The organism is Pseudoalteromonas sp. L23 (assembly GCF_021728455.1).
Lineage (GTDB): Bacteria > Pseudomonadota > Gammaproteobacteria > Enterobacterales > Alteromonadaceae > Pseudoalteromonas.
Genome location: NZ_JAKKCW010000022.1, coordinates 26,452 through 50,331, shown reverse-complemented (window position 1 = coordinate 50,331; position 23,880 = coordinate 26,452). Strand labels below are relative to the sequence as shown.

Genomic DNA, 23,880 nt, shown 5'->3' with positions numbered 1-23,880 from the left:
AAAAATTACATAGAGGAATAATATAATCACTATAATTGCCTATGGATTTTCACTCTCTGCCACCGGACTCCCTAATAAATCTGTATGTATAAAGATGAGTTTTTTGGCACTTGGAAGAAATACCTTTTCCGCAAAGGAAGTATACTGTTGGTTAAAAACAGCCTTGGCACAAAGTTTTGGTTTAGTGCTAATGGTATCAATGGCGATGGCCGCAATATACTTCTTCCATGTCACGCTAGCCGCGTTGCAACTCGTTGCTTTTTCAACAATGGCATAACTCAATTCGGCGTCCGTGATAAGATGACTTATTGTCATTGATGTTTCGCCCTGAAGTATTACAGGATTAACTAACTTGTTTGATACAACCAAATCAGCGGTCAAATACTCTGAAGGATTGGCAGGAAAGCGTTGAGTCTTGGCTTCGTCAACAAAGCACTCCCATTGTGTTGGATAACTTCTAGATTCAACAAACTGATGCCTGCCGTTATCACCTTTAGGGCCCCGCCAATTCTCTTCTGGTACACCCTCTTTTATAGCTCTGCAGGAATGTACACCTTCAATATCCCAATAGAATGTACCCACTTCACCTAAATCAAAGCGTGTTTTAGACCATTCAAAGCGCTTTTCAACCGGGACTACATCCATTCCATACACAACAAATTGTTGACTTGTACCGCATCCTGTACCTTCAGGGTTACAAGCGACTACCTCATAGATATTTTTACCTACACGAGAAACAGTTACTAGCGCGCTCCTAGCAGAGCTTCGTTGAACCTCTTTTCCATCTGCAAATACCACATAAACCACTCCTGGAACTTCTCCTCCCGCAGGACCCCAGGTGAGCTGTACCTGTGAGCCAACTCTTGCTGAGCTAGCAGAGCCAGCGAAGTTACTTACAGAGCCGGGCGTGGTATAAAAGAATATAGGGAGTGCTTGTGAGCGAGGCGCGCAACCTCCTTGATTACATGCTTCTACGCTATAAAATCGGCGACCATAGTTGTTATGACTAATACTCTTGCTACTACCACTACCTTGGTACACTAGAACATCGTCTTCGTAGAGTCGATATCTATCCGCTCCTGTTACCGCATTCCAGCGAACCGCTATTGGCTGATTAACAGGCTGATAACCGACATTGAAGGTAACTTGAGGTGAAGTGCTTGGAGGGTCAATCGTGCCTATTACAGAGTGGCGCTTGGATGTACCACACCCGGTTCCTTGTGGGTTACAAGCTACCACCTCGAAGTTATTGTTACCCACTAAGGTGACATCAACTGATGCAGTCATGGCTGAGCTTCGCTGCACTTCTCTTCCATTTGCAATTACCGCGTAAACCACTCCAGGAACTTCCCCTCCTGCATGGCCCCAATTTAACTGTACCTTTGCTCCGACTTTTGCAGTATTAACTGAGCCTGTTAAGTTGCTTACAGCGCCTGGCGTAGTATAAAAGAATATAGGAAGTGCTTGTGAGCGAGGCGCGCAGCCTCCTTGGTTACACGCTTCAACACTATAAAATCGACGACCATAGTTATTATGACTAATACTCTTGTTACTACCACTACCTTGGTACACTAGAACATCGTCTTCGTAGAGTCGATATCTATCCGCTCCAGTTATCGTTCCCCATCGAACCGTTATTGGCTGATTAACAGGCTGGTAGCCGGCATTAAAGCTAACTTGAGGTGAAGAGCTAGGTGGATCCATTGTACCTATTACCGTGTGGCGTTTGGATGTACCACACCCAGTTCCTTGAGGATTACAAGCTACCACCTCGAAGTTATTGTTACCCACTAAGGTGACATCAACTGATGCACTCATCGCAGAGCTTCGCTGTACTTCTCTTCCGTTTGCAATTACCGCGTAAACCACTCCAGGAACTTCCCCTCCTGCATGGCCCCAATTTAACTGTACCTTTGCGCCGACTTTTGCAGTATTAACTGAGCCTGTTAAGTTGCTTACAGCGCCCGGTGTAGTATAGAAAAAAACTGGAATTGCCTGAGATCTAGACGCACAACCTCCTTGATTGCACGCTTCAACGCTATAGTAGCGATGCCCATAATTGCTCAGTTTTACGACAGTGCTTCTACCACTGCCACCATAGATATAGGTTCCGTCTTGATATAATCGATAAGAAGTAGCGCCAGATACTGCCCCCCAACTAATAGTAAGAGATTGATTTACCGGTTGGTAACTCGCAGCAGGACTCGCCACTGGTGAATATGACGGCCTAGGAGGAAGTGGCTCTCGAACGACCCTTGTTGCTCTTAAATCTACACGATTCCCTTGGTAGTCCTCACAAAACCAATGCGTCGTGTGCGCTCCTGCACTCGTGTATCGGTGCGGTCCTGAACGCCCAGAGGTAGCCCTCGGACTCGTATTTCCACTGCTATGCGGATATGCCTGACAATACTTTGCCCCTTCAACACTCCAATAGAAAGTCGTACTTTCACCAACATCAATGACTGAAGGCGACCAGCTAAACTGCTTTACACTCATTTGCGCTTTTACTTGGAAGCTTCCGAGCAACAGTACAAACAAGAGCTTTTTAATGTCCATTCTCAATTGTCCACAATTTTAAAAACGAAGAATTGTATAGAAAATAGGGAATAAATAAAAGTTTCAATGATAACAAACATAACAAAAGTTAAAACTAATGGAGCCATTTAGGGATCGTGGAGTCCAAATCAAAGCGTTTAAAAACGTGTCGTGAATTGACAGCGAATACCTAACCAAACGCTGAACAGAATGAATTTATGCAGCTGGCTATAATGTGAGATTAACGTAGGGAGTATTAAATCAGATAGCTAGAAAGGTAATAATGAGTCAACGCTCAACTCATTAATAGAACAGGAGCCATATATGGCTCCTAATCATCGCGAATATTAACCTAATAGTTCACCTAACTGTTTGCTTACCGCATCAACAGCTTGTGTACCATCTAGTTTGTGATATTGCGTGTTACCAGCATCCGCTTCCGCACTGTAGTAGTCTACCAGAGGTTTAGTTTGCTCATGGTAAATCGCCAGACGTTTACGTACTGTCTCTTCAGTGTCGTCATCACGAATGATTAGGTCTTCACCCGTTACGTCATCTTTGCCTTCTACTTTAGGCGGGTTGTAAACGATGTGGTAAACACGACCAGAACCTGGGTGTACACGACGACCGCTCATACGCTCCACGATGATCTCATCGGCCACGTCAAATTCGATAACATGGTCAACTTTAATGCCATTTTCTTTCATTGCATCTGCTTGTGGAATTGTGCGAGGGAAGCCATCAAGCAAGAAGCCATTTGCACAATCTTCTTTAGCGATGCGCTCTTTTACCAAGCCGATAATGATTTCGTCAGATACTAGTTGACCTGCATCCATGACTTTTTTCGCTTCAAGACCCAACGGAGTCCCTTCTTTGATAGCAGCACGTAACATGTCGCCTGTAGAGATCTGAGGGATCCCATATTTGTCCATTAGAAATTGAGCTTGAGTACCTTTACCTGCACCCGGCGCGCCTAGCAAGATGATGCGCATAATTGAATCCTCGTTTGGAGTTATTGGTGTTTGTGTGGTGAATTTTTCCATATACGGTGCCGATCCTCAAGGAACTTATACTAATTGATAAGGAAGAATGGCAATTTTTCCGTCAAAAACAAAAAAGCTCCGCGATCTGCAGAGCTTTTGGTCAGAAATTAATCCTGATTATAAAAATGCACCTAGTGCTTTAACTTGGTCTAGCATGCGGCAAGAGAAGCCCCATTCGTTATCATACCAAGCCATCACTTTTACCAGCTTTCCATCTACTTTGGTTTGTGTAGAGTCAAACACTGAAGAAGCTGGGTTGTGGTTGAAATCGATAGAAACCAAAGGTAATTCATTGTACTCAAGGATTGCACTCATCACGCCCTCAGCAGCCGCTTTGATTGCTGCATTCACTTCTTCTTTTGAAGTGTCACGCTTAGCAACAAACGTTAAATCAACCAGTGATACGTTGATGGTTGGCACACGAACCGCCATACCGTCTAGTTTGCCAGCAAGTTCAGGAAGCACTAAGCCAACCGCCTTTGCCGCGCCCGTTTTCGTCGGGATCATTGACTGAGTAGCACTACGCGCACGATATAAATCCGGGTGGTAAACGTCTGATAGATTCTGATCGTTGGTGTAGGCATGAATGGTTGTCATGCTACCTTGCTCAATACCAATAGTATCATTCAATACTTTTGCAATAGGCGCAAGACAGTTTGTGGTACAAGATGCGTTAGAGATAATGGTTGATTCAGCATTTAGTACTTCGCTGTTAACGCCATGAACAACCGTTGCATCCATATCTGTGCCCGGCGCAGATACAATCACTTTTTTCGCACCAGCTTCAATGTGTTTAGCCGCAGCTTCACGAGAAGTGAACAACCCTGTACATTCAAGCACGATATCAACGTTTAGCGCTTGCCAAGGAAGATTTGCAGGGTCACGCTCTTGCGTTAGCGTGATTTCGTCACCACCGATAACGAGTGTGTTGTCGTTAAGAACAACCTGCTCTTGAAAGCGACCATGTACAGAGTCAAATTGAGTCAAATGCGCGTTTACGTTTGCAGGTGCGAGATCGTTGATGGCAACGACTTTGATGTCTTTATTCTGACCTGACTCGTACAGTGCACGAAGTACGTTACGACCGATACGTCCATAGCCATTAATTGCGATATTAATCATGATAACTGTCCCCTAATCTATTTTACTTCACTTGCTTGTTTCGCAAGCGCTTCAATGGCTTGCCAGTCTTTGTTTGCGATAAGTGCTTTATCAAGCATCCAAGTACCGCCCACACATACCACATTGTCGAGTGCAAGATACTTAGGTGCAGTTGCCAACGAAATACCACCCGTTGGACAGAATTTTACTTGTGGAATTGGTCCGCCAATGGATTTAAGCATTGGTGCACCACCTGCTGCTTCTGCTGGGAAAAACTTTAAGAATTCAAAACCGTGACTTGCAAGCTTCATCACTTCGCTTGGCGTTGCAGCACCTGGAAGAAATGGAATACTTGACGACTTAGCCAATTCTAATAATTCGTCATTAACACCAGGACTTACCATGAAGTCAGCGCCGGCTTCTACAGAGGCATTAAAGGTTGCCTTATCCACTACCGTACCAGTACCAACATAGGCGTCTGGTAAAGCCGCTTTAATGTCTTTTACCGCTTGCGCTGCCACCGGTGTACGAAGTGTCACTTCAAGTGCTTTTAAGCCACCATTAAACAATGCCGTAGCAAGCGGCACCGCGTCTTCTAGGTTATCAATAACGATAACCGGAACCACTGGTGCTGCTGACAATATCTCTTTAATACTCATGCTCACCCTCATTCCCACTGTTATTATTCTTCGATGCCAAATGAGCATGCACCTTGATCTGCACTGCTCACTACGTGTCTAAATCCTGAGAATAGCTCTCGACCCGTACCAAATGTTTGAGATTGCGGTGAGAGCTGTAATTCGCGCTGTGCCATTTCTTCATCAGAAACATGTAGCACTAATTCGCCTTTTGGTGCATTTAAGGTGATCAAATCACCTTCGTGTACTTTTGCAATTGCACCACCTTCAACCGCTTCCGGCGCAAGGTGGATCGCCGCAGGTACTTTACCCGAAGCACCAGACATACGACCATCTGTCACAATCGCCACTTTAAAACCTTGGTCTTGTAATGTAGCCATGACAGGTGTCAGTTTATGTAACTCAGGCATACCTTTCGCTTTAGGGCCTTGCTCTTTGATCACGGCAATAAAGTCTTGGTTAAGCTTGCCAGCACTAAAGGCTTCTTGTAATTCGCTTTGAGAGCTGAATACTTTCGCCGGTGCAGTCACCGTTTGGTGCTGCTCTTGTACCGCAGACACTTTAATCACCGCTTTACCCAAATTACCATTAAGTAGTTGCAAGCCGCCTTGCTTGTTAAATGGATTTGCTACTGGGCGAAGTACTTCTTCATCCAGTGAATTCTCAGGTACTGGTACCCACTTCACTTTGGCAGGGCCTTGATTGTCGCTGATAATCACATTGCTGTTGATATCCAGTAGTGGCTCCATCGTGTAAGCATCAAGTCCTTCACCCACAATCGTCTTTACGTCATTGTGTAAGAAGCCGCCATCTCTTAATTCACGCATTAAGAAACCCATGCCACCAGCCGCTTGGAAGTGATTTACGTCGGCATGACCATTTGGATAGATACGTGTTAACAAAGGCACTACTTCAGACAAATCCGCCATGTCTTTCCAAGTGATTTGAACACCAGCCGCTTTTGCCATTGCGACTAAGTGAATGGCATGGTTGGTAGAGCCACCAGTAGACAACAGCCCGACCAAGCCATTAATCACGGTTTTTTCACTCACGATATCCGCAAGTGCATTGCCGCTTTTACCGTCAAGTAGCTGAGTTAGCATGGTCTCAACCGCACTCGCCGTTAAGCCATCTCTTAATTCTGTGTATGGATTGATAAACGAGCTACCAGGTAAATGAAGACCCATGATCTCCATTAGCATCTGATTCGAGTTTGCCGTACCGTAGAAAGTGCAAGTACCTGCACTGTGATATGAAGCACTCTCAGCTTCAAGTAACTCTTCGCGGCTGACTAAGCCCTGTGCAAACTTTTGACGAATGCGCGCCTTTTCTTTGTTCGGGATCCCAGATTGCATTGGGCCTGCTGGTAAAAAGAAAATGGGCAAATGACCAAAAGACAAAGCACCGATTAATAGTCCTGGGACGATTTTGTCACATACACCAAGACAGAAAACCCCATCGAAGACATCGTGTGATAACGCCACCGCTGTTGACATGGCAATTACGTCACGAGAGAACAACGACAGTTCCATGCCATCGCGACCTTGGGTAACCCCGTCACACATAGCAGGTACACCACCCGCTACTTGTGCAGTCGCGTCAAACTTGTTTGCCACTGCTTTAATTAAATCTGGATATTCTTTATAAGGTTCGTGCGCAGACAACATGTCATTGTACGAATTGATAATTGCTAGATTCGGTTGCTCGTCTTCTTTTAGACGAGTCTTATCACTGCTTGAGCAAGCAGCCATTACGTGTGCTAGGTTTCCACAGCCCAGTCCTGCTCGTACGCGCGTTTGTTTTTTTGCTTGTTGGATTCGAGCTAAATAGGCTTGACGTGTTGCTTTGCTTCGCTCAATGACGCGTTCGGTGACTTCCTGAATTCGTGGATGCAACATATTACTGACTCTCTAGTGTTAGAGGAAAAAGGCTCTGCACGATTACCAGCATTCGTGGTAATCCTTGTACAGAGCTGCTTTGATTTACCCGTTCAAAGGTACGCTATCAGGTTGTCTCTCACCCCAACCTGACACCGGTGTCACTATATTTACGCATAAAGCTGACACCGGTGTCAACCCTTCTTATAAATTTAGTCTAACTTTTTAAAATGACCAAATTATAACCACTTAAAACTTTGCCGATATCTGTAGTCTTAAAATCATTACCTAGCTGATTTTATTAGTAATTATTATGACAAAAAGAATAATATTAATGATTGAGCGAAATCATTATTTGATAGCGAAGTTATCAATGAGCCTTAACTTGGCAACATGACCTTTAATCTATGGGTCAGCGAGCCTGATTATCGTGACATAAATCTGCGCATTTATTTAGTCCGCAACATTTTCCCTAGTAGCTGCGAAAATAAAAAGCCCAACGGCTAAGCGTTGGGCTTTGGGGCAAGTATAAAAATTGAAAAAGTTATGAATTCGAGCGCGCTTTCGTCGACTCTCGAGTGATGAGTTTAGCTTCTAAAACTTGCTGAAACGGTGCTTCTTGCGGCTGAGATATATGCTTAATCAGCTCTTCTACCGCTATCCGAGTCATTTCTTCCACAGGTTGTGCTATCGTCGTCAGACCCGGCCAAATATGCCTTGCGATAGGTGCGTTATCAAACCCAGCAATAGATAACTGCTCGGGCACTTTGATTTCTCGCTGCGTAGCAAGTTTTAACACGGCCGCAGCCATATAGTCGTTTGATGCAAATACAGCCGTTGGCCTTGGCTCTAAGTCCAATATGGCTTTTGCACTGTCTGCACCTGAGTGATAACTAAAGTTACCTTCTGCAACTAACCGCTCTCGATATTCAATACCATGCTTCGCTAGTGCTTTTTGGTAACCAGAGAAACGATTTTCCGTGGCACTGTGATCAGGGTGACCTTTAATAAAGGCAATTTCGATATGACCTAAATTGATCAGATGCTCAGTTAACTCAAAAGCGCCCTGCTCGTCGTTACTGCGAATTGAAATCGAATCATCGCCTTCAATGGCTGAAGCAACGCGTGCATAGGGAATATTACGCTGCTTTAAAAAAGCAATAAGCTCGTTGGAGTCTGAAAACGGCGGAGTTAGCACAATACCGTCAAGTCTCGATGTGGTAAGCAATTGATCAACATTGTCGATAAGGTCTTGGCCGCGCAGCTCACAAGGGTGTATCAATAAATTGTAACTATGCTTCTGACACGCTTCCAGCGCACCACTTTGCACTCGCGTGATATAGCTTTTTGATGGGTTGTCGTATAAACAACCGATGATAAAGCTACGATTTTGTGCCAAACCGCGTGCAATAGGATTAGGCTTATAATTCAGCTCTTCAAAGACCTTCAGGACTTTTTCCCGCGTTGCTGGACTAACATTTGGCTCGTTATTTAATACCCGAGATACTGTCTTTTTAGACACTCCGGCATATTCGGCGACGCTATTAATAGTTACTTTTTTCATCGATTTTCCCTTAAGCCCGGCGTCGCTCATGAATGCATGCTGCTGCGCCAATCAGTGGGATATTATCTTGTACCACCAAAGTAACTGGAATTTGGCTCGTGTACTGTGACATCATGCCTTTTTCGGTAAAGCGTTCAACAAAGCTACTTGCTTGTAATCGCGCTTTCATCCGCGGCAAGATCCCACCACCTATATAAACACCACCTAAGGCACCAAAAGTCAGCGCTAAATCGCCGGCCACACTCCCCATCCAGTCACAGAAATGACTCAATGTCGCATCGCACACTTTGCACTCTTTCGCAAGTGCACTGATCTGCGCCGCATTAAGATCTTTAGCTCGCTCACCACGCACTTCTGCCATGGCTTTGTAGAGTCTCGCAATACCTGGGCCCGAAAACACCGTCTCGACTGAGACATGTTGAATACTCGCGCGCAGTACCGTTAACAGCTCTTTGTCTAAGGCGGTAACCGGTGCAAGTGAGATATGTCCCGCTTCACAACTCATCACCGCGCTGCCATTAATATCTCTAGCAAGACAAGCCGCACCAAATCCAGTGCCAGGACCCATTACACCGATATTTGCACCTAGCTCAGGCTGGCCTTGCTTAATCACTAGGTTTTTCTCTAGTGCTAAGTAGGGCGCCGCATAGGCAAAAGCGGCAAAGTCGTTGATCACGGCAAGTTCGGTAAAATCGAACTGGGCTTTGATGTCTTCGGAATTAAAATGCCAACCTAAATTAGTTAAATGAACTTGCTGAGATTTGATAGGACCGGCAACCGCGAGACAGGCTCGGCTTGGCTGCGCTACAGGTAGCTCAGTTAAATATTTTTGGATAGCGGATTCAAAAGACTGGAATTCAGCACTAGGAAAAGTGGCTTGATGCGTAATTACAAAATGGTTAGTTCGCGTATCAAAATCTGACACGATTGCAAATCTGGCGTTTGTTCCCCCGATGTCGGCAACGACAATCGGCTCAAACGGCACGGATGAATGGCTTGTTGTCTGGCTCATATTATTATCTCTTTATCACTGCGATTATGCTTGGGCTAACATCAGAGCTGCCAGCACACGTCCTGCAATTTATTGTCTCAACTAGCCAAAATTTGCACGCCTTGGCTTTTGTTCTTACCTGTTATTCTGTTAATTTGGTAAAAAATGCTGCCCTTGGCATAGGGCAGCCAAATACGTTTTGACAACAAAATGATAAAACATCGACATTATGACACCGGTGTCAGACTGTATCAATAAAAATTTGCAAATTCGGTGAAATTGGTTGAAAAAAAAATTGAATGGCTGACAATGTCACTGTCTTAAGCGTTGAGAAGAACATGAAAGGTAAAGCAACTTCATTTGATATCGCCCATTATGCTGGCGTTTCGCAATCTACGGTGTCGCGCGCCCTAAGAAATAGCCCTTTGGTTAACGAAGAAACTCGTCGTCGCGTTCATGAGATTGCTAAAAAGCTTAACTATAAGGTCGATAAAAACGCGAGTAATCTGCGCACTCAGCAAAGCAGTACATTAGCTTTGCTGTTATTTGAAGATCCCACAGAAGATGAGTCGCAAATTAATCCTTTCTTTTTAAGTATGCTTGGCAGTATTACCCGAGCGTGTGCAAAAGAAGGCTATGACCTTTTAGTATCGTTCCAATCGACGAGCAGTGATTGGCATGCCGATTACGAGGATAGTCACCGTGCTGACGGGTTAATTTTACTAGGCTATGGTGATTACATCGATTACCAGTCAAAGTTACAAACTCTACTCGACAACCACACAAAGTTTGTTTGTTGGGGGGCAACGGTTGATAACCGTCCAGACCTAACTGTGAGCTGCGACAATTACGGTGGTGGTGTATTGGCTGCAAAGCATTTAATCGATATGGTCAGAACAGATTGTGCGTTTATTGGCGATGCTTCGGATCACAGCCCAGAATTTTTTGCGCGCTTTAAAGGCTTTAGAGACACCCTTAAAGCAAAAGGTATTGAGGTGAGCGACCGTAAGATGGCAAATGCTATTTCCACAGAAGACTCTGGGTATCATGCAACTCGCTCCTTAATCGCCAACAATGTTAAATTTAACGCGCTTTTCGCAGCTAGCGATCTCATTGCTATTGGCGCGATTAAGGCGCTTCAAGAAGCAGGTGTTCGCGTCCCTCATGATGTACATGTCGTTGGCTTCGATAACATTGCCGCAGCGGGTTATGTTTCTCCCTCTTTAACTACTGTGCAGCAAAACACCACATTGGCAGGACAAATGCTGGTCGATAACTTACTTACGCTTATCCGAGGTGAAGCGGTAGCCTCTACCCTCTTACCGCCCAAACTTATTATTAGACAATCTTCGCGATAGCTAGATCTTCAGCGGAATCGAATAAAAAATGCCGAACTCATCTTCGGCATTTTTTATGTGTTTACTTACTGTATGTTATTTCAGTTTATTTTCTACGATTGGGTAGTGATCCCATACTTGCTTTTCATTAAGAGAGCGTACTAACTTTACGTATTCAGCATGTGTCCAAGCCAAAGGCGTCGCCGAGTTCGTTCCTTCTCCAAGTTGATAGCCAAAGGTATTTTTACCCACACCATCCCATACTTGCTCAGGTAACATCATGCCTTCATTAGCAAAGTGCTCCATCCCCTTCACATAAGTATTTTGTATTTTGCTCTGTTCATCCGCACTCAACTCACCATCGAGCAGCGCCAGCGCAATATCATAGTGACCACGCTCTCCGGTAAAGAAAGGCCACACTCGACCGCGTTGGCCATCGGTATTCTGACCATTTTCGGCATAATTGATACCACGCTTCTCGTCTTCACCATAACCGTCGTTACCGTAACGGCGGTACCCCGGATAACTATTAACATCGCCATCAAATTTAAAGCTATATTTTACTCTTAAGTTTTCAGCTATCGACTCATCATCGTATTCAGGCATGGTAGCCACGATGCTCGGAGCGTCAGCCCCTCTAACCCCGTAACGCACAAGTTCTAAGAAGCCACCGTCGATGATTTGCTTCTTATCCATTCCGCTGCGGCCATTATTGGCATTTAAGGTCGTACTGGAATTAGGGTTTTCGTCTTGTCCAATACGGAAGAAATATTGACCGTCACTGTGTTTGCTTTGCAGATTACCTTTGGTTGTGAACATGAATGACTCAACATCACGATTGTACTGCTGCGCCGTCGCAAGGAATTTCTCTTGTCCCGCTTTATCACCGGCCAATTTAGCAATGTCGCTCGCCGTCACAAGGCCTGCAATGATTGCCGCGGTAGTCGATGGTGAATAGCCATTTTGCTCTTCCCAACGCTCTTGTTGCGTCGCAGGCGGTATGATTTGCGTGTCATTCCACAATATTTTAGCCAGCCCTCCTTCAACTAAAAAGTTAGCCGCGGGCTTTAACATCTTATTGTACCAATAAACCAGTCTATCATCGCTTAGCACACCCGCTTGCCACAATTTCCATGCCAGCATAATCGGCATTGCTGTTTGGTCAAGCTGTACTCCAACCCACTCAAGCTCGCCATCTACATGCGTTTTTTGTAAGAACCAGCCGGTATCACCATGGTTACCCGGTGTTTTATCCGTAACTTGCACTTTTTCTAGATACTCAAAAGCAGTGAGTGCTGTTTGTGTATCTCCCATCGCCAAAAATGCCATCGCTACTTGATAAAAATCACGCACCCATACTGCTTTATAACCGGTATGGCCTTGCTCTGCTGGTACTGTGTCACCCCACGGATTCGACAACGATGCTATCAGCGCACCGGCATGGGTTTTATCTTCTTGCGCCTTAAGCACTAGCGCACTGGTGTAAAGTAACTTGCCGTTGTCTGCGGTATTTGCCGTCATGGACTCTAGTGGCGCTAAACTTTCGAGATAATCTTGCCAGCCCACCGCAGTGCCTTGACCATTATAATCAGCCAGTACTTTATCGTAACCTTTGGCTAATGTGGCTGCCCCCTCAGCAAAGCTTTGCTGCTGAGAATGACCAAAACTCAAGGTAAGGTCAAAGGTGCTGCTGCCCTTTACTTCTCCTAAGTTTGCCAACCAGTTAACGTTGCCACTCTCTTTGCCTGTAGATGCATAAGCCAGAGCTATATGTCCTGTAGTCTCAAGTGCCGCTAAATTATCGCTGGTGCCAGTAAAACCGACAGATGCTTCAACAAAGCCGGTTTTGCTCTGCAATGAGAGATAGTTCTTACCTTCCCATGCTAACAAACCTTGCTCTGTCACTTTTGCAAAATCGTTTAAGCCATTGTTATTCACGTATGGATTAACGTTCACAAAAGCCTGTACATTTTTGAATTCAGTATCTACTTTTGCTCGAACAAACAAGGTTTGTCCATCAGGGTCGGTAAAAATATGCTTTTCAAGAGTAAAACGGCCTTGCTTATCCTTGCTTAATATTTTGTAAGCCAGCGATAACGGGCGCCCACTGGCATCTTTATAAAGGTAGTCAATCGTGACATCTAGAGCGTCAGTATCAGATTCTTTCACTGCAAAGCCGTCACCCACGATGATAAATTGCATGTCTTTGATCTGCGCTTGGTGAATAAGTCCAAACATGGTCTCTGTGATCATCCCTTTTGCAACAGAAAACCATACCTTTGAAACTGCTTTAGTAGCCGTAGAATCGCTGTACTTGCCGTCTTGGTACGCTTCGTACGACGTACCAATCCCCGTTTTTCCAGAGTATGACCAATAAGGTTTAACGCCAGGTGCACCTGGTGCCGTCAGGGTTTCATTGCCAGATTGCTGTGATCCGCAACCCATGAGGCCAGCACTTACCAAGGCAAGTGCGATTGTTGATAGTTTAATCATCTCGTTCTCCTTATTGAGCCTTTATCGTGACTCTTGAAACAGCTAATGCAGCGAGTAAAAATGACACGCCTCCGATGACGAGTGCGAATATCGGTTGGTTATCAAAACCATGACGCAGAATTAGACCTAGAATACTGGCGGCGAGTAATTGTGGGATCACGATAAAAAAGTTAAAGATCCCCATAAATACACCCATTTTGTTGCTTGGCAAAGCGTTACTTAACATCGCGTAAGGTAATGACAAAATAGATGCCCAAGCAAAGCCAATGCCCACCATTGGCAACCAAAGTAATGTGGGGTCAGCGATAAATTTGAAGCTAATTAAAGACACTGCGCCAAAAAACAAGTTAGCTGCATGTGCCCCTTTGAGACCGATGCGCTTAACCATGAATGGGATCACCATCGCAGCAATAGCAGCAAAACCATTGTAGGCTGCAAATAACACCCCGACCCAATCAGCACCGTCGTTATAAAGCTTGCTCGTTACATCTGACGTACCATAGTGATGGCTCGTCACCGCTGAGGTGGTGTAGATCCACATGGCAAATAGCGAAAACCAGCTAAAAAACTGCACCACAGCAAGCTGCTGCATGGTCTTTGGCATCGTAAATAAGTCAAAAATAACATGATAAAAACCATTACTTACGCGCTGCTTTTGCTGCATCACATGCGCAATGACAAATACAATTGCAAAAGCGATGAGCAGCCCGCTAAGCAAATAAAGCTCTTTTTCAAGGCCAAGAAGTGCAACGGCAAGCAGTACAATAACGCCAATGAAACCGCTCACCGCACTGCCTTTTAAAAAGTTCACAGGTAAGTCTGATTGAGTTGCGCTCTGCGTATTCGTTTGCGCTTGTTCAAAGGCTGCGAGTTGCTCAGGGCTATATTCTTTCGTTTTTAGAATCGTCCACAATACGGAGATGAACAAGATAGCTCCCCCCCAGTAAAATGCGTATTTTACCGAGTCAGGGATTTGTCCTGCAGGAGCTGTGTTACTCACCTCAAACCAATTTGTCATCATCCAAGGCAGCGCAGACGCGACCACGGCACCGACACCAATGAAAAAGCTCTGCATCGCATAACCTGTAGCACGTTGCTTTTCATTCAGATTATCACCTACTAATGCTCTAAACGGCTCCATCGTGACGTTGATCGACGCATCCATGATCCACAGCATACCCGCCGCAATCCAAAGCGTTGGAGAATTGGGCATAATGAAAAGCGATAGCGTGGTGAGAATAGCCCCCCACAAGAAAAATGGTCTTCTACGCCCAAGTTTTCCCCATGTTCTATCACTCCAGTAGCCGATAATTGGCTGCACGATTAAACCCGTTAAGGGCGCTGCAACCCACAATATAGGGATGTCATCGACCTTGGCACCGAGGGTTTGAAAAATACGACTCACATTGCCGTTTTGCAGTGCAAAACCAAATTGGATCCCAAGAAACCCAAAGCACATATTCCATATCTGCCAAAAACTGAGTTGTGGTTTTTGTTGTTCTTGTTGCATAGCTTACTTCTCTACTTGATAAACCGCGCTGGCAAGCGGCGCTAGCGCAATCGTTGCGTTGACGTGCTCGCCATCAGTCGTTGGTTGTAATTGTAAAGTCGGGTGTGACTCTAAAATATCGTTATAAGCACCATGCCAGTCTTTAGGCAGATTTACGGTGACTATTTGTTCTTGTTCCGCATTAAAGTTGCTCACGACCAACAACTTTTGTTGACCTAATTTACGGCCAAATGCCATAACTGTTTCAGCATTGCTTGGCATCTCAGCACTCAGGGTGACTTGCTGGTATTCACCAGCCGCAATCGCCGGCTGTTTTGCAAGATTGAGTAATTTGACGTAGTAATTACGAAGCGCCTTCTGCTCATTTGAAAGAAGCGCGCCATCAAACTTCCCGTCATTCATCCATTTCTGATGTTCGGGTACACCAATATAGTCAAAGATACTGGTTCTGCTTGGGCTGCCGAACCCCGCCTGCTCAGAGCCATCCTCCCCTAATGTTTGTCCAAAATAGATCATCGATGGCGCTGTGCTTATCAGGTGACTAACCACCATAGCGGGTTTACCTTTTAGCGGATCGCCTACAAATTCAGGGCTTGCGATACGCTGCTCATCATGGTTTTCTAAAAAGTGCAACATATGTGGGGCAATATCGGCTACCGATAGATGACTATCCAATACGGCTTGGGCACTACCTTTGCCTTGCATTAACACCTTTAACGTGTCGTAGAAACCCACTTTGTCGTAGAGGTAATCCATCTTCCCTTGCTTGATATACGGGCGATATAAAGTGGGGTTATAGACTTCTGCAAGCAAGAAAGCTTCAGGATTTTTTGTTTTAATCGAAGAGTTCAGGAAGCTCCAAAACTCCACTGGCACCATTTCCGCCATATCGTAACGGAAACCGTCTACGCCCTTTTCTAACCAAAAGTGCGTAATGGCTTGAAATTTGTACCAACTATCTGGCAATTGCTTGTGTTGCCAAAATTCAAAATGTGCACGGTAATCCTGCTGAGCATAATCGTCAGGCAGGCGCTCGAAATCGTAGCTACCGTCAGGCTTCACCCCGTAATTCACTTTGACGGTTTCATACCAATCATTAATATCAGGCTTTGCCGCACGAGCACCGTTACCGGTCCACTTTGCTGGATTTTCTGCAAATTTGCCATCCGCCAATGGATGAGATCCACCACCTAACACCTGATAGCCTTCACTCGTTGGTACTGTAAATTCCTCACCAACCACGTAATAAAAGTTATTGTCCCTAGCATATGCAACTTGCGTGTCGTCATTCGCGCCAAAATCGACAGTTCCTTTAGGCGCACCGAGTGACTCATAGTTACGAGCGACATGGTTTGGCACAATATCGATGATCACTTTCAAGCCGGCGTCATGTGTACGTTCAATTAAGGCTTCAAATTCAGCCAGTCGCGCAGAAGGATCGTTCGCAAGATCAGGGTTAACGTTATAGTAATCTTTTATTGCATAAGGTGAACCCGCTCTGCCTTTTACAACATCAGGATCATCTTGGCTGATCCCATACTTACTATAATCCGTCACTACTGCGTGATGGAGCACGCCGGTATACCAAACATGGGTCACACCCATAGCCTTAATTTGTTGTAATGCGGTAGGAGTAAAATCAGAAAACTTGCCTACGCCGTTTTCCTCTATTGTTCCCCAAGGTTTGTTCACCGCTTTGGTGTTGCCAAAGAGCCTTGTGAATACTTGATAAACAACAGGTTTGCTCACTGGCGCCACTTCCGATTGCAATGTCATTTGTTCGGTTTTTTTATCAACTGGCTTGGGGCCACAGCCGCTTAAACTCACTGCACCACCCAAAAGCGCTGACACAGCCAATAGTAGAGATTTATTTTTCATAGTGTTGTCATAATGCTGTTTTAAAAGAGTCTACTTGCGTAAACGAACGTACTGAACCCATCACATATGTATTCAGAGAGACCCTTAATTAGATTTTATTTATAACGATTAATACCAAGTTACTTGTGAACATTTGCCGCAAAGCTTTCTAGCTCCATTCGGTGATCTTTAAAATTCAATCCACATCGTCTGATGAAGTCATTCACTTTTTCGATGCTATGTTGGTTTGCTAGGGCATTGCCTGACTTAAGCTGAGCTTGTTCTGGGTAGATACCATAACCTGCCAATAAACAATGCCAGCTGACTGAAGGGTAATATTGGTCAACGTTTTGGCGAACTAATTCATCCGATAAGTTGTTACCAGAAACCCAAGTCTGTAAAATTTGATAGAGTGACCGCGATAAGTGGTTATTGTTGGCATTATCAAGCCAGTAGTTGGTGTCAGTACGACTATTCACACGATAATGAGCGACGATATAGTCTCGAATAGCCTGATACCGTTCGCTCAAAGCGCGGTTGTGTTTATCTCTGTTACCATCGGTAAAATCCGCATCTTGGTAGCATTCAATGAAACTTTGAACGGTTTCTTGGACTATATGCAAAGCGGTTGCTTCTAATGGCTCTATGAAGCCCTGAGATAAACCAATCGCTATGCAGTTTTTACTCCAGTGTGCTTTAACTTGCCCGACTTTCATTTTTATATGTCGAGCTTCTACTTCTGAGTCCAACAAACCCAAAGCAGCTCTTAGCTCGGTTTCGGCTTGATCCGCATTACAGTAACGCTGACTATAAACATAACCGTTACCGATACGATTCGTTAATGGAATGTGCCAAGACCACCCAAATTGACGCGCAACAGATTGTGTTTCGGAGCGGATAGTGTCAAGTTGCTTGGTAGGTATAACGACCGCAGCGTCGTTAAATAAATTGGACTCGAATGACTCGAACCCCACGCCTAAAGTGTGTTGTAGCAGTAAACTTTTGAAGCCCGAGCAGTCAATAAAAATATCACCAGCGATTTCCGTACCATCAGACGTTATCAGTGCCGCAATATCACCATCAACGTGTTTTCGAACGTCAGTAATTGTGGCATCAATGTGTTTTACATTAAACTCAGCCGCTTTGCGAGCCAACAACTGGCCAAGCAAAGCTGAGTCAAAGTGATAACCATAATTAATTTCGAATGGGAAGCTTTCTGCAGCAATTGGGGATTTATTTAAATCAGCCAAGTGAGTTGCTAAAAAAAAGTGGTCTGGGTGGCCCTCTACGTCAATCGCCTTACGCCGAACAAAGCTGTTATGAAAAAAAGCCGGTGCACTGTAGTCGTCAGGTTGTGCAGGAAATGGGTGAAAATAGCTAGAAAACCCAGGTTTTGTCGACCAATCTATAAACCGAATGCCATTTTTATAGGTCGCATTACAAGCCGGCATCCACTCGGCTTCCGAGATACCTAAATAGTCCATAAATCCTTTGAACTGCGGAGTAGACCCTTCACCAACACCAATAGTTCCGATGCTAGAAGATTCAACCACAGTGATTTCTATCGCTTTATCTGCCCAGCTTTTTGCCATCATATTCGCGGCCATCCAACCTGCAGTTCCACCACCTAAAATCACTATTTTCTGATTTTTCATCGCCTTCGCACCTTAAACCTATTAAAAACCACGTATTGAAAGTGAACCAAACATATCAATTTAGATAATTGATGATAACCACTCATTACACAGTGAGCGACTATAAAAAAGCCACCAAAGCAGGCGTTACTTTGGTGGCCATGAATGCTTGCTAATAATTAGAAGCTATAGTTGAACCCTAAATAATACTGGCGACCAAACTCTTTGTACTCACCAGTGGCAAGTGCAGTACCATAATTAGTAGTATTTGGCTCATCAGTTAGGTTATTAACCTGTAAGACGGCTTCCAAACCATTCTCAAAGTTGTACGATGCCTGCCAATCAACAACAGTATATTCATCAGCCCAAGCTAGAGAAGAGCCTCCTGGTGAAGCCCCTTCATATACATACTCATCACGGTAACGGATATTCAGGTGCGTTGTGAACGAATCTATGTTCCAAAATACCGTAGCACTCCATACATTTTTTGATAGACCAGGGAGTGGCAGTTGCTGATCAGGGAAGTTACCACCGCCATCTACCGTTGTTTCGCTCTCGGTATATGAATAGTTAGCGTTAAAACCTAAGCCCGAAAAGACACCCGGTAAATTATCAAACATCGTGGTATAAGCCAGCTCAATACCTCTTATGTATCCACCTTGATCATTGTTCTGAGTCGTTTGGTATTGACCTGCAACAAACCCATCTGGTACCTCTAGGCCAATATCAGCCCAGTCAACCTCACCTTCTTGATAAGTAATACTTTCAATCAAAGATTCAATATCTTTCCAGAATATCGCGGCAACAAAAGCACCACCATCTTCAAAGTAACGCTCATAAGATAAATCAATTTGAGTCGCTCTAAACGGGTCTAAATTTGGGTTACCTTTTGACCACACATTATAACGAGGACTAGTACCATCATTTGCGGTGTCAGCCCAAGACCCTGCACCACCTCTAAGCTGGTAGACAGGTGGACGGCCAATAACTTCTGCAGCTGCAAACCTAATTTGGTCCGTGTCACTCACTCTGAAATTGAGGTTTAGTGAAGGCAATGTGTCCGTATACTCAGGGCCGTAATTAACATGGCGATAATCGGTTCTTTCAACGCCATTATCATCGATGATTGAGTCACCAACTTCATCGCCTTGGATCTGTTGAATACCTATTGATTTCGTATCAGTTTTTACTACTCGAACGCCAAAATTACCCGTCACTGGTATGTCGGCAATTTCGGTATCTATATTTGCCATAATATAACCGGCTAATACTTCTTCTCGAACAGCGCCACTTTCAATGAGCGTCCAATTGTGACCCCAAGTTTGCTGTGCCTCATAATTGCCCGGACCAAATACTTCGTTAGCGATACCTTCAAGGTCTAGTTCCAAGTATTGGAAACCTCGAGTATCTCTAACCGAAACATATCCCGTCAAATCGTGAGGAATACACGGGTGGTTCTGATCATTAAATTCACAGCCTTTGTTCGTGACGATGGTGCCATCCGGTAACTGGTAACCATTTTGGCCTTCGCGTGCGCCCCATCTAAATGTCGAGCGTTGATCCGTAAATTCACGGTCAGACCAACGCGCACCAACTTCAATCGAAGAAATAAAGCTGTTCTCAATAAAATACTTAAAATCAACCTTAACGCTATCTAACTCGTCTGTGTACTTGTGAGGAAATTGTTCCCAATCACCCAGTCGCATATTAGATAGGTCGGTATACCCATTGCCAAGTGTTAACAGTGGTGAGTCTTTCTCTCTTTGTTCGAAAGAAAAGGTTTGATTTCTTAATTCTTGCCAAGTGTTAACTAACGTTCCATCTTCCAGTGTAGAAGTACCGTATTCATATGCATGCATTGAAGCAATCATATCTCTACGCGTTTTTTCCCCTTCACTATGAGCCCAGTCGAACTTTAATTCCCACGAATCTGTCGTGTATTGCAAGTTTAAGCCAAAGCTGTCGGTGGTTGAATCCGTTGATTGGTCTTCAGAGCGCATCTCAACCCATGGGCCATTGGGATCAGTAATAGTCACATCCCCAGCAACTAGAAAACCGTCTTTAACAACTGCATTATCAACCGAATACAACGAGTTAATATCTTTTGAGAATCCTTCAATATTTAAGCCGCTCTTTTTATCTTCCGATTCAAACTTAGAATGGAAATAATCAAATTGGACTTTGAATGCGTCTGTTGGCTGATACACCAAAGTGCTTAACAGGCCAAGTCTTTCATCGCTGCCTTTGGCTGAACGATATTGAAAGCCATTGACCGAACGCTCTTCTGTACCATCACCATCAAAATCTTGAGAGCGTGTAGGAGCATGCGCTGAGATATCAATTGCGTTATTTGGTTGGTTTAGATACGCCCCACCAATAGCAAAACCAAGTGTCTCATTTAGGAATTTACCTCGGTATGAAAAACTAATACGTTCGCCTGTTGAATCCGCGCCCACATCTGATGCAGCATCATTGTAGGAATATCTTACCGAAGAATTAAAATTATGTTCTTTTTCAGCATCGAGAGGGTTTGCCGTTTTAAGTTCAACCGTAGCCGCAACACCGCCTTCAATCAGCGACGCTTTTGGTGATTTATACACTGCGGCTTGATTAATTAATTCTGACGGATATTGGTCGAATGAAATCCAGCGACTACCTGCAGTATATCCACTGGTACTCGCCTGCTCACGTCCGTTTAATGTGGTTTGAATAAAGTCGCCGTTCATCCCGCGAATATTAAGTTGCGAAGATTGCCCACTTGCTCTTACCGCGGTGATCCCAGGTAGACGGCTCAACGAGTCAGCGATTGACACATCAGGTAAGGAAGCTAAGTCTCCAGCATCAACTACTTCTGCAATGGTGTCGCTAAATCTTTTTTTATCGATTGAGGCGATGATACTGCGCGAGATACCTCGAACTTCGATCACCTCAACGTTTTTTTCTTCATTATTAGCAGTGTTATCTTCAACAGGAGCAGCATGGCTCACACCTGCAGCAATCAGCGCAAGCGTTAGCATACTCGGTTTGAACTTAGACATAATGTTTTATCCCAATTAACCATATTATATTGTGCGATTTGTTCATCTGGCGTGCAAACTAATGAAAAAACAAACGAGCACAGTTGTTGTCAGTCAAATACTAGCGGCTGATTAAATTTGTAAACAACTTTATGCATACGTATTCAAAGCTAGTGCATTTCAACGAAATTTACAGGTTTTTTACAGGAATAAAACTCAACTCAATGATATATAAATAGTTTTATTGGGTAAGGTCAAAAGGCCGACCACATTTATTTACCAGCTTTAATTTCACTAAATCTTAACTTTCACGGGCTATTATTGTCGACTGAACACCAAAATATCCTCAACATGTAATCTATAGCTATACTTAAGTTAAATTGGTCTTACCAAAAATTCACTCTTACAAAGCTTTATTTGTCTGGTTATTCCCTTTTAAAGGTCAATATTGGTAAATTTATTTTATAAAATAAAATTATGTGAATGAGTTATCATAAATTCACCTCACAAAACCTGCATACGTATGCAGGTTTTTTACACCCCACCGAGCATGACGTATTCTTTGGCAAAATTAGTGGTGAAAGTGCCCAGCATAGTATTTACTTGATACTCAGCACTGCCACAGAATAAACACGCACATAGTCTGGAGAAAGTGCATGGCAAATAATGAATGGTGGAAAGGCGCGGTTATCTATCAAATATATCCGCGTAGCTTTCAAGACAGTAATGCAGACGGTATTGGCGACTTACAGGGTATTATTCAGCGACTAGACTACATTAAATCGCTTGGTGTTGATGCAGTATGGATTTCACCATTTTTTAAGTCGCCAATGAAAGACTTTGGCTATGATATTAGCGACTATCGCGATATCGATCCTATGTTTGGTACACTCGACGATTTTGATACGCTTATTAGTGAAGCACATAAACGTGATATTAAGATCATTATTGATCAGGTACTTAGTCATACCTCAAATCAACATCCGTGGTTTGTCGAAAGTCGTGAAGACAACACAAATGATAAAGCAGATTGGTATGTATGGGCCGATGCCAATCCAGACGGCAGTCCACCAAACAATTGGCTATCCATTTTTGGTGGTGTTGCCTGGCAGTGGGAGCCTAGACGTTGCCAATATTACCTGCACAACTTTCTAACTGAGCAGCCGGATCTCAACTTTCATCACCCTGAAGTACGTAAAGCCGTACTAGATAACGTCGAATTTTGGCTTAAAAAAGGCGTTGATGGCTTTAGACTAGATGCCATCAACTTCTGTTTTCACGATAAGCAGCTTAGGGATAATCCAGCTAAACCCATTGAACTTCGTCAAGGTCGTGGCTTTAGCGAAGACAACCCTTACGCTTTCCAATACCATTATTATAATAATACGCAACCAGAAAACTTAGCGTTTATGGAAGAGATCCGTGCCTTATTAAATAGATATCCAGGTACCGTTAGCTTAGGTGAGATCAGTTCAGAAGACTCTTTGCAAACAATGGCAGAGTACACAGCCGATGGTAATAAACTTCATATGGGTTATAGCTTTGAGCTCCTTACTAACGACTATAGTGCAAAGTACATCAGAGAAACGGTTTCTCGGCTAGAGTCAGTCATGACCGAAGGTTGGCCATGTTGGGCGTTTGCAAATCACGATGTAGAACGGGTAGCAAGTCGCTGGAGTATAGATGGCAAGGTAAACGATGCACAGGTCAAAATGCTCACAGCCCTTCTCGGTTCATTGCGTGGTAGCGTCTGTATGTACCAAGGCGAAGAACTAGGGCTTGGCGAAGCCGCCGTTGCCTTCGAAGAGCTGCAGGACCCATATGGCATTACCTTTTGGCCAAACTTTAAAGGCCGTGATGGCTGTAGAACGCCGATCCCGTGGACACAGGCAAAAACTAATGCTGGCTTCTCAGAGTCTAAGCCTTGGTTACCAGTTTCTGAAGCGCATGCCCTACGAGCTGTAGACAAACAAGCAGTAGATAGCAATTCAACGCTCAGCTACTATCAAGCATTTTTACAGTGGCGAAATGCGCAACCTGCACTAAAAACAGGTGACATTGAGTTTATTGACACTCCAGAGCCAGTATTAGCTTTTTACCGTAGAACCCAAACCCAAACATTGCTGTGCGCATTCAACTTAGCAGCTACTCAACAAAGCGTGACACTTCCTGAAGTTGCATTAACGCAGTGCGACCTGAAGCACCTAAGCGGCACGGCGAGCGCAAATGCACTAATACTTGATGCATTTGGTTGCTACTTCGCTGAGGTTTTATAATAGTTAG

14 protein-coding genes are annotated in these 23,880 nt (G+C 44.2%); 2 read left to right on the top strand and 12 right to left on the bottom strand.

Annotation, left to right across the window (positions count from 1 at the left end):
• Nucleotides 1-39 precede the first annotated feature (39 nt).
• From L3V43_RS22045 to glk, 7 genes are all read right to left on the bottom strand, one after another.
• Nucleotides 40-2,556, bottom strand: a complete 2,517-nt coding sequence (locus L3V43_RS22045; protein WP_237117411.1) for a hypothetical protein — start codon at nucleotides 2,554-2,556, stop codon at nucleotides 40-42.
• A gap of 326 nt (nucleotides 2,557-2,882) precedes the next feature.
• Nucleotides 2,883-3,527, bottom strand: coding sequence for an adenylate kinase (adk, locus tag L3V43_RS22040; protein WP_010378026.1), 645 nt, complete (start codon nucleotides 3,525-3,527; stop codon nucleotides 2,883-2,885).
• A gap of 168 nt (nucleotides 3,528-3,695) precedes the next feature.
• Nucleotides 3,696-4,700 (bottom strand): type I glyceraldehyde-3-phosphate dehydrogenase, encoded by a 1,005-nt coding sequence (gap, locus tag L3V43_RS22035; protein WP_237117412.1) that lies wholly within the window; start codon nucleotides 4,698-4,700, stop codon nucleotides 3,696-3,698.
• A 17-nt stretch (nucleotides 4,701-4,717) separates the two neighbouring features.
• A complete protein-coding gene (locus L3V43_RS22030; RefSeq protein ID WP_010378022.1) occupies nucleotides 4,718-5,338 on the bottom strand; it encodes a bifunctional 4-hydroxy-2-oxoglutarate aldolase/2-dehydro-3-deoxy-phosphogluconate aldolase in 621 nt (206 codons plus the stop codon).
• Between the two features lie 23 nt (nucleotides 5,339-5,361).
• Complete coding sequence (gene edd, locus L3V43_RS22025) at nucleotides 5,362-7,215, bottom strand: phosphogluconate dehydratase (RefSeq protein ID WP_010604050.1); 1,854 nt, start codon at nucleotides 7,213-7,215, stop codon at nucleotides 5,362-5,364.
• Nucleotides 7,216-7,738: 523 nt separating this feature from the next.
• Complete coding sequence (locus L3V43_RS22020) at nucleotides 7,739-8,758, bottom strand: LacI family DNA-binding transcriptional regulator (RefSeq protein ID WP_010604049.1); 1,020 nt, start codon at nucleotides 8,756-8,758, stop codon at nucleotides 7,739-7,741.
• Between the two features lie 10 nt (nucleotides 8,759-8,768).
• On the bottom strand, nucleotides 8,769-9,770 hold the full coding sequence (gene glk / locus L3V43_RS22015; RefSeq protein WP_102056602.1) for a glucokinase: 1,002 nt from the start codon (nucleotides 9,768-9,770) through the stop codon (nucleotides 8,769-8,771).
• A gap of 317 nt (nucleotides 9,771-10,087) precedes the next feature.
• Here glk and L3V43_RS22010 point away from each other — a divergent pair, with 317 nt between their 5' ends.
• The gene (locus L3V43_RS22010; protein WP_010378014.1) at nucleotides 10,088-11,107 is read left to right on the top strand and encodes a LacI family DNA-binding transcriptional regulator; all 1,020 of its coding nucleotides are present in this window, start codon (nucleotides 10,088-10,090) and stop codon (nucleotides 11,105-11,107) included.
• A gap of 75 nt (nucleotides 11,108-11,182) precedes the next feature.
• On the opposite strand, the gene L3V43_RS22005 is transcribed toward L3V43_RS22010, so the two are convergent.
• The 5 genes from L3V43_RS22005 to L3V43_RS21985 all read right to left on the bottom strand — a co-directional run bounded on the left by L3V43_RS22005 (nucleotide 11,183) and on the right by L3V43_RS21985 (nucleotide 21,618).
• Nucleotides 11,183-13,579, bottom strand: coding sequence for a glycoside hydrolase family 15 protein (locus L3V43_RS22005; protein WP_237117413.1), 2,397 nt, complete (start codon nucleotides 13,577-13,579; stop codon nucleotides 11,183-11,185).
• Between the two features lie 10 nt (nucleotides 13,580-13,589).
• Nucleotides 13,590-15,089, bottom strand: a complete 1,500-nt coding sequence (locus L3V43_RS22000) for an MFS transporter (protein WP_237117414.1) — start codon at nucleotides 15,087-15,089, stop codon at nucleotides 13,590-13,592.
• Between the two features lie 3 nt (nucleotides 15,090-15,092).
• Nucleotides 15,093-16,967 (bottom strand): alpha-amylase family glycosyl hydrolase, encoded by a 1,875-nt coding sequence (locus tag L3V43_RS21995; protein WP_102056599.1) that lies wholly within the window; start codon nucleotides 16,965-16,967, stop codon nucleotides 15,093-15,095.
• A gap of 119 nt (nucleotides 16,968-17,086) precedes the next feature.
• Entirely contained in the window at nucleotides 17,087-18,601 is a 1,515-nt protein-coding gene (locus L3V43_RS21990; protein WP_102056598.1) for a tryptophan halogenase family protein, read from the bottom strand.
• Nucleotides 18,602-18,759: 158 nt separating this feature from the next.
• A complete protein-coding gene (locus L3V43_RS21985) occupies nucleotides 18,760-21,618 on the bottom strand; it encodes a TonB-dependent receptor (RefSeq protein WP_010604042.1) in 2,859 nt (952 codons plus the stop codon).
• A 635-nt stretch (nucleotides 21,619-22,253) separates the two neighbouring features.
• Between L3V43_RS21985 and L3V43_RS21980 the strand changes: the two genes are divergently transcribed.
• Nucleotides 22,254-23,873, top strand: a complete 1,620-nt coding sequence (locus L3V43_RS21980; protein WP_237117415.1) for an alpha-glucosidase family protein — start codon at nucleotides 22,254-22,256, stop codon at nucleotides 23,871-23,873.
• The last annotated feature ends 7 nt before the right edge of the window (nucleotides 23,874-23,880 follow it).

Bases quoted from the DNA above. Each gene is read 5' to 3' on its own strand.
- L3V43_RS22030 (WP_010378022.1), bottom strand. From the start codon at position 5,338: ATGAGTATTAAAGAGATATTGTCAGCAGCACCAGTGGTTCCGGTTATC.
- L3V43_RS22010 (WP_010378014.1), top strand. From the start codon at position 10,088: ATGAAAGGTAAAGCAACTTCATTTGATATCGCCCATTATGCTGGCGTT.
- L3V43_RS22000 (WP_237117414.1), bottom strand. From the start codon at position 15,089: ATGCAACAAGAACAACAAAAACCACAACTCAGTTTTTGGCAGATATGG.
- L3V43_RS21980 (WP_237117415.1), top strand. From the start codon at position 22,254: ATGGCAAATAATGAATGGTGGAAAGGCGCGGTTATCTATCAAATATAT.
- L3V43_RS21985 (WP_010604042.1), bottom strand. From the start codon at position 21,618: ATGTCTAAGTTCAAACCGAGTATGCTAACGCTTGCGCTGATTGCTGCA.
- glk (WP_102056602.1), bottom strand. From the start codon at position 9,770: ATGAGCCAGACAACAAGCCATTCATCCGTGCCGTTTGAGCCGATTGTC.
- L3V43_RS22005 (WP_237117413.1), bottom strand. From the start codon at position 13,579: ATGATTAAACTATCAACAATCGCACTTGCCTTGGTAAGTGCTGGCCTC.
- L3V43_RS21990 (WP_102056598.1), bottom strand. From the start codon at position 18,601: ATGAAAAATCAGAAAATAGTGATTTTAGGTGGTGGAACTGCAGGTTGG.
- L3V43_RS21995 (WP_102056599.1), bottom strand. From the start codon at position 16,967: ATGAAAAATAAATCTCTACTATTGGCTGTGTCAGCGCTTTTGGGTGGT.
- L3V43_RS22045 (WP_237117411.1), bottom strand. From the start codon at position 2,556: ATGGACATTAAAAAGCTCTTGTTTGTACTGTTGCTCGGAAGCTTCCAA.
- L3V43_RS22020 (WP_010604049.1), bottom strand. From the start codon at position 8,758: ATGAAAAAAGTAACTATTAATAGCGTCGCCGAATATGCCGGAGTGTCT.
- edd (WP_010604050.1), bottom strand. From the start codon at position 7,215: ATGTTGCATCCACGAATTCAGGAAGTCACCGAACGCGTCATTGAGCGA.
- gap (WP_237117412.1), bottom strand. From the start codon at position 4,700: ATGATTAATATCGCAATTAATGGCTATGGACGTATCGGTCGTAACGTA.
- adk (WP_010378026.1), bottom strand. From the start codon at position 3,527: ATGCGCATCATCTTGCTAGGCGCGCCGGGTGCAGGTAAAGGTACTCAA.